Source organism: Gammaproteobacteria bacterium, from assembly GCA_016765075.1.
In the GTDB taxonomy this organism is placed as follows: Bacteria; Pseudomonadota; Gammaproteobacteria.
Map to the genome: position 1 here is coordinate 1 of JAESQP010000133.1, position 5743 is coordinate 5743.

Annotated in this window: 8 protein-coding genes; 2 read left to right on the forward strand and 6 right to left on the reverse strand. The window is 43.9% G+C overall.

Features of this window, described 5'->3' with window-relative positions; all coding sequences use genetic code 11:
- A partial coding sequence (locus JKY90_07895; GenBank protein ID MBL4852183.1) for a hypothetical protein occupies positions 1-758 on the forward strand: 758 nt, incomplete at its 5' end.
- 8 nt (positions 759-766) lie between these two features.
- Positions 767-1909: an aminotransferase class V-fold PLP-dependent enzyme gene (locus tag JKY90_07900; GenBank protein MBL4852184.1), complete on the forward strand. Its 1143-nt coding sequence runs from the start codon at positions 767-769 to the stop codon at positions 1907-1909.
- An 84-nt stretch (positions 1910-1993) separates the two neighbouring features.
- On the opposite strand, the gene JKY90_07905 is transcribed toward JKY90_07900, so the two are convergent.
- The 6 genes from JKY90_07905 to JKY90_07930 all read right to left on the reverse strand — a co-directional run.
- A complete protein-coding gene (locus tag JKY90_07905) occupies positions 1994-2359 on the reverse strand; it encodes an MmcQ/YjbR family DNA-binding protein (GenBank protein ID MBL4852185.1) in 366 nt (121 codons plus the stop codon).
- Between the two features lie 13 nt (positions 2360-2372).
- A complete protein-coding gene (locus JKY90_07910; protein ID MBL4852186.1) occupies positions 2373-3164 on the reverse strand; it encodes a TatD family hydrolase in 792 nt (263 codons plus the stop codon).
- Positions 3165-3350: 186 nt separating this feature from the next.
- Positions 3351-3698, reverse strand: a complete 348-nt coding sequence (locus JKY90_07915; protein ID MBL4852187.1) for a PilZ domain-containing protein — start codon at positions 3696-3698, stop codon at positions 3351-3353.
- Between the two features lie 28 nt (positions 3699-3726).
- Positions 3727-4776, reverse strand: a complete 1050-nt coding sequence (holB, locus tag JKY90_07920) for a DNA polymerase III subunit delta' (protein MBL4852188.1) — start codon at positions 4774-4776, stop codon at positions 3727-3729.
- A 156-nt stretch (positions 4777-4932) separates the two neighbouring features.
- On the reverse strand, positions 4933-5595 hold the full coding sequence (locus JKY90_07925; protein ID MBL4852189.1) for a dTMP kinase: 663 nt from the start codon (positions 5593-5595) through the stop codon (positions 4933-4935).
- A gap of 1 nt (position 5596) precedes the next feature.
- Positions 5597-5743, reverse strand: a 147-nt coding sequence (locus JKY90_07930; GenBank protein MBL4852190.1) for an endolytic transglycosylase MltG, incomplete at its 5' end; no start/stop codon positions are given.

Sequence of the window (5743 nt, forward strand, 5' to 3'; positions counted from 1 at the left end):
AACACGTAAACGAATCTTCGGGTTTAGCCACGTCAGCCATTCATGATGGTGTTTTATGGACCTTAAATGACAGTGGTAATAGTGCTAAAATTTTCCCTGTTTTACTTAATGGTACATCACTTAAATCAGGTTTATCCGCTGGTTTTTCTATTGAAGGGGCTGAAAACTTTGACTGGGAAGCTATGGCAAGCGATGGCAAGGGCACTCTCTATATTGCCGACAGTGGCCACAACCTGAATTTTGCGCGCACTCCGATTATTTATCAATTGGCAGAACCGTTAAGTTTCGACGGCACAAACAAACTACCATTGCTCAGAAAAATCCCCTATAACTACGAAGACCAGTCTGGGTTTTTTATGTCGCGTAATGAGTTTGATGTTGAAGCCATTTTTTATTCTGACCACAGTCTTAATCTTATCACCAAAGGTTGGGGTAGTAGCATATCCAAGTGGTATCGCTTGCAAGAGAATGATGAATTGGGTCATGCAGCACGGCTAGTAACTCGCATCAATTTTGGTGAAGCTTTGATCACTGGAGCTGAGGTCGACCAATCAGGTCTACGTTTAGCCATACTAGCCAAACGTTCAATTTGGTTGTTTACTCGTAACGCTTTGGAAGAGAATTGGTTCTCTGGGCATATTAAGCATCTACGCACTCGCGATATTGGGGTGACTGAAGCGATCACTTTTTATGGTAACCGACTTTATATTTCTAACGAGGCTGGTCAGCTTTATAGTATAAAGCTTAATTCAAGCTAACAATAATTATCGTGATAGACCTTAGTGAACAATTCCCTCAAGCCGATGACTTATGCTATCTCAACCACGCCGCAATGGGACCTTGGCCGAAATGTGCAATCAATGAAATAAACCGCTTCGCAAAAGAAAATTTAACCATTGGTGCTAGTCATTATGATCGTTGGTTAAAGACAGAACATTCATTAAAACTGGGCTTGGCAAAGTTGATTAACGCTCCGTCGATTAATGATATTGCTTTAGTAAAAAACACCTCGGAAGGATTGTCAATAATTGCCTACGGTATTGATTGGCAAGAAAGCGATGAGATCTTGTTGTTAGATCAGGAGTTCCCATCGAATCGTATTGTATGGGAGTCGTTACGTGCTAAGGGGGTTGTTGTAAAAATAATTGACACCCATGGTAATGACGATGTAGAAAGTTTACTGATTGAACAGAGCACAGTACGAACGCGATTAATTACCGTAAGTTCAGTGCAATATGTAAGTGGTTTATGCCTCGACCTGAAACGTATCAGTGAACATTGTCAGAAAAAGAATATTTTATTTTGTGTTGATGCCATTCAAAGTATTGGCGCCCTACCCTTTGATTTAAAAAAAACACCTGCTGATTTTGTCGTCGCCGATGGCCATAAATGGTTATTAGGCCCTGAAGGAATTGCGCTATTTTACTGTAGCGAAAAACAACGTAACGTTTTAAGCCTAAACCAATATGGTTGGCACATGGTTAAGGCCTTGGGGCAGTACGACCGGGATGATTGGCAGATTGCTGACAATGCACGCCGCTTTGAATGTGGCAGCCCTAATATGTTAGGCATTCATGCGCTAAACGCGAGTATTGGTTTGTTATTAGATGTTGGCATGGATAACGTTGCATTGGCTGTCATTAATAATACGCGCTACCTTATTTCAGGGTTACAAAATATCGATGGGATTAGTTTATTAAGCAATATTGAAGAAGGCCGCCATGGTGGTATTGTCACGTTTTCTCATAATGTTGTTGCAAGTGAAATACTTTATTCACGCTTAAAAAAACAAAATATTATTTGTGCGCATAGAGGAGGTGGTGTGCGTTTTTCACCACACTTCTACAATACCAAAGAACAGTTAGACATAGCGCTCAATGCGGTACAACAAATCACTCAAGCGGCTTGAGTATTATCGTCTCGCATTAGCGGTCAAAAAATTGCGTAGCGGTTTGCTGATTCGCCTGTGTAACGTTTGCTTTAACTTGCATAGTTAGTCCTGATTGAGACCAAGTTCTTTCTGCTTCTTCTTAGTTAAGCCTAAGGAAACGATACGGTGAGATTCCTTGAGATAGTACATGAGTTCATCGCCTTCCGGATCAAGCGTATCATATTGTTGTATCCACTTCATTCCGCGTGAGGCAAGGTAAGGTGCTGGTCGATAGCCGGGCTGGTCACTCAAAAAATGAAAATTGAGTTCTGACGTTTTAAATGTGAATGCTGGTTTATTAGCTTTCTCCCAGCCTCCAATGGCAAATACTTTCCCTCCCACTTTCCATACATGAGAGCCTCCCCATTGAATGACATATGAAGTGGCCGCAAAGGAGCGGCAAAATTCATTGAATTCTTCATAAGTCATGCTGATATTCTTACTAGCTCATAACAGGACGTTTTGCAGTATTAAATAGAGTATAAAAATTATCACTGCTGATGCGCGCAATTTCTTCTGTGCTAGTGTTACGCAGTTGTGCGATATGTTCGGCAACATGTTTTACATAAGCCGGCTGATTGGTTTTACCACGATTGGGCGCGGGTGCTAAATACGGTGAATCGGTCTCGATCAATAGACGATCTAAAGGCACTTGCTTGGCAACCTCTTTTAGCTCTTTGGCATTTTTAAACGTGACAATACCGGAAAAGGAAATATAAAAACCTAAATCCATCGCCGCTTTGGCCGTCTGCCAGTCTTCAACAAAACAATGCATCACACCACGCGCATCTTGCGCGTTTTCATCTTGCATAAGCTTAATGGTATCAACCTTGGCATCACGCGTATGGATAATCAACGGCTTGCCGGTCACCTTAGAGGCTGCGATATGCCGTCGAAAACGCTCTTGCTGCCATGTCATGTCACCTTGACAATGAAAATAGTCTAGCCCTGTTTCACCAATAGCGATAATCTTGGGGTTGTCTGCCAACGCAATGAGCTGATCGACTTCGGGCTCATTTTCGCAATCATGTGTAGGGTGAACACCCACCGAACCATATACTTGGGGATACGGCGTAATTAGCGATAGCATTCTCGGAAAGTTTTCGAGGCTGATCGATACGCATAGCATCGCATCAACCTTGTTGTCACGTGCGCTATTGAGTAATTCTGGTAGGTTTTCGCCATTCTGGTCGGGGTCGATCAGATCTAGATGACAGTGTGAGTCAATAAACATTGATTCGATTATAACGGTTTAAACGGGCTGATATGCTTTTTTATCCCGCTAGACTATAAGTATCAAAGACTTCAGCAAGGTAAGAGTACCGTGGTTTGTAAGTTAGCTTTCAATACTGAATTAAAATACGTCTATTATCTTGGCGAGATAGCTTGAAATTTATTGGTAAATTGATACCAGCGACTATCACATTGTGTGGGTGACACGATCAGAATCTAACACCCCTGCAAGGTGGGTTTCGATCTTGTTACGCACATCAATACCCTCTTCGGCATTAAATTGAATGCCGATACCGGTTGCACGTCCACCTTGTGAGCCGTTGGGGGTGATCCAACAGACTTTACCGACGACAGGAAGCTTCTCTTTGTCGGCCATGAGGGTCAGCAGTAAGAACACTTCGTCACCGATCTCGTAATCAGTCTTCGTCGGGACAAACAAACCACCATGAGTGACAAACGGCATATAGGCGGCATATAAGGCGCTTTTGTCCTTGATCGACAATGATAAGATGCGCTGTTTTTTTTCTGAATTCATATTTTATATCAATTAGTTATATAAACTATTAAATCCAAGATATTAATACATCCTCAAGGATTAATTGCTCATTGAGTTGTGAGTCCAGCCGTTTTATTGCTGTGCTAAGCCCATTTATTCGTATCAGTAAACGACGCTGCCCAATCATTTGCGCCAATGTGCTGTCGGCGTCATTTTGGTTCGTAGCCCCTCCAGAGCTTGCCCCCCGTGTCAAGCACGGGGCAGACTCCGCGAAAGCGTGGGGGTGCATGACGAGGTTTCTCACCATTTCCGCCTTCCACTGCCACAAGCTATATAGCGCGTGTTTTGCGCTTAACTTTAGGCCCGGTTTTAGATAGGCCTCTGCTAAATCAACGGGGTTTATACGACCAAGGTATAAATCGCGTGCACCTTCGACAACAATATTGTGCTCTTTTTCGCCGTCGTTAGAGGCGTTTTCATTGGCGAGTTCTTTCGCATAAACCGGTGCGCCGCGCGCTAAACCGAGAATATACTGAGCTTGGTCAGGTTTAATCCCCTCCTCTATCAACCAGTTTAAGGCAGTGTCTGGCGTAGGCACGATAAAACGTAGCGTCTGGCAGCGGCTGCGTATCGTTGCCGGTAATAAAGAAGCTTGCTCGCTAATGAGCAGCAATAAGGCACCAGCAGGCGGCTCTTCCAGGGTCTTGAGTAAGGCATTAGCTGCTGCGGTGGTCATACGTTCAGCATTAGAGATCATAGCAATTTGGTAACGTCCGTATTGACGTGTCAGCGAGAAAAATGCTGAGGTATCACGTATCACGTCGACACCAATAGCCTTGCCCTCCTCACTCGCCAACAGACGATAATCGGGATGACTGCCCACCGTAAATAAATGGCAGCTTTTGCATTGACCACAGGCTTTGAGTATTTGCTGTACTTCGACAGTACCTTGTTCGCAGAGTAATGCTTTGGCCAGGTTGATAGTAAAGTGAGATTTACCGACACCCGCAGGCCCTTGTATCAAATAAGCGTGAGCCAAGCGCTGCTGTTGCAGGCTCTGCTCAAGTTGCCGCCAAAGTGTTTCATGCCAAGGTAAGCGCATACTTTGCGTAGTCATTAGCCTAGGGAAACTCTGATTTATTCTGGGATAGCGAGATTGTGCCTGAAATATTCCAGATCAAGACGCGAATTGCAGCCAATAGTGGGACTATTGGCAAGATTCGTAACGCAGAGCTGGGATATTTCAGGTGCAAGGTCGTGTTCCATGAATAAATCAGAGGTTCCCTAGCCCTAAGAAAATACTAAGCTGTTGACGGATGCTCACCTCGACGTCACTTAGTGGTTGGCTAGCATCAATCATTGTAATACGCGAAGGGTTCTCACGTGCCCGCTCAAGATATTTTTCGCGTACGCGCTGAAAAAAAGCAGTAGCCTCTGATTCAAAGCGGTCTGTAGCGCCACGTTTGTGTACACGCGCCATACCGGTCGCAACATCAGTATCAAGTAAAAAGGTTAAGTCCGGCTGCCACGTAGTCCCAGGGTGTTGTTCACCATGCACCCATGCCTCAAGTAAGGCAATTTGCTTATCGTCAATGCCTCTGCCGCCACCTTGATAGGCATAGGTGGCATCAGTAAAGCGATCACAGATCACCCATTGACCTTTTTTCAGGGCTGGTCTAATCACTTGTGCAAGATGCTGCGCACGTGAGGCAAACATTAAAAGCAATTCACAAGGACTGCTCATTGCCTGGTGTTGATGTCCTAATAACAATTCACGAATATCTTCGCCAAGACCAGTACCACCTGGTTCCCGCGTGACAATACATTCAATGTCTTGTTTATCAAAAAAACGATGAATGGTATTGATATGGGTGCTTTTACCAACGCCCTCGATACCTTCAATGGTAATAAATTTACCTTGGGCTGCCTTTACCATACTAGCGTTTCCCACCTAACTGGTATTTGCGTACTGCGTCATTATGTTCTTGCAAAGTTTCAGAAAAATAATGCGTACCATCACCTTTAGCAACAAAATAAATCGATTTTCCGTTGTCTGGATGTAATGCTGCATGAATAGATTTAAC

Excerpts from the sequence above, each read along its gene's own strand:
- JKY90_07905 (MBL4852185.1), bottom strand. The coding sequence starts at position 2,359 with ATGACTTATGAAGAATTCAATGAATTTTGCCGCTCCTTTGCGGCCACT.
- holB (MBL4852188.1), bottom strand. The coding sequence starts at position 4,776 with ATGACTACGCAAAGTATGCGCTTACCTTGGCATGAAACACTTTGGCGG.
- JKY90_07925 (MBL4852189.1), bottom strand. The coding sequence starts at position 5,595 with ATGGTAAAGGCAGCCCAAGGTAAATTTATTACCATTGAAGGTATCGAG.
- JKY90_07915 (MBL4852187.1), bottom strand. The coding sequence starts at position 3,698 with ATGAATTCAGAAAAAAAACAGCGCATCTTATCATTGTCGATCAAGGAC.
- JKY90_07910 (MBL4852186.1), bottom strand. The coding sequence starts at position 3,164 with ATGTTTATTGACTCACACTGTCATCTAGATCTGATCGACCCCGACCAG.